General features: G+C 45.0%; 1 pseudogene. It reads left to right on the top strand.

What is annotated here, in order from left to right:
• Positions 1-369: pseudogene (locus tag F6Q11_RS07575) on the top strand (IS1634 family transposase); the annotation flags it as partial.
• Positions 370-564: the final 195 nt, after the last annotated feature.

Here is a 564-nt window from a genome sequence, read left to right as displayed (position 1 = left end):
ATACTCTCAAGCTTGGAAATGGACGGTGAATTGCTGTACGATATATACAAGAGCCGGGAGGATGTTGAACAGTCTTTTGATGCGATGAAGAACGAGCTTGAGGAGGACAAGACGTACCTTCAGGATGATGAGTCCATATGGGGCTATTTCTTCATAACGTTTCTGTCACTATACCAGCACTACAGGGTCCTTGCGCTGATAAGGTCCAAGGACCTTGTCGGTAAGCTATCCGTTAATGAGGTACTGCTGCAGCTATCCAGGGTATACCTGGTGAAGTATGCTGACGGGACAACAGGATTCCTGGACATACCGAAGAAGGTGGAGAACATTATAAATACCCTGGGCCTGAACATATTACCTAAACTTTAGCGAGTTAAGGTTGTAACAGAATTATGAATATGCATCGAAGAAAGGTTTCCAATTATATTGACATGACGATGCCAGTGTAAGATTAGGGGTGGCAACCTGGCAGTCTCCCGACCTCTGAGGCGGCTTTCGATAATTTCTGTCATCGGTATTCAAACAAATTAAAATAGGGGCTGATGGGGACATCACACGCTTTGG

Source organism: Thermoplasma sp. (genome assembly GCF_008709555.1).
Lineage (GTDB): Archaea > Thermoplasmatota > Thermoplasmata > Thermoplasmatales > Thermoplasmataceae > Thermoplasma.
This window is presented reverse-complemented; position numbering and strand designations above follow the sequence as displayed.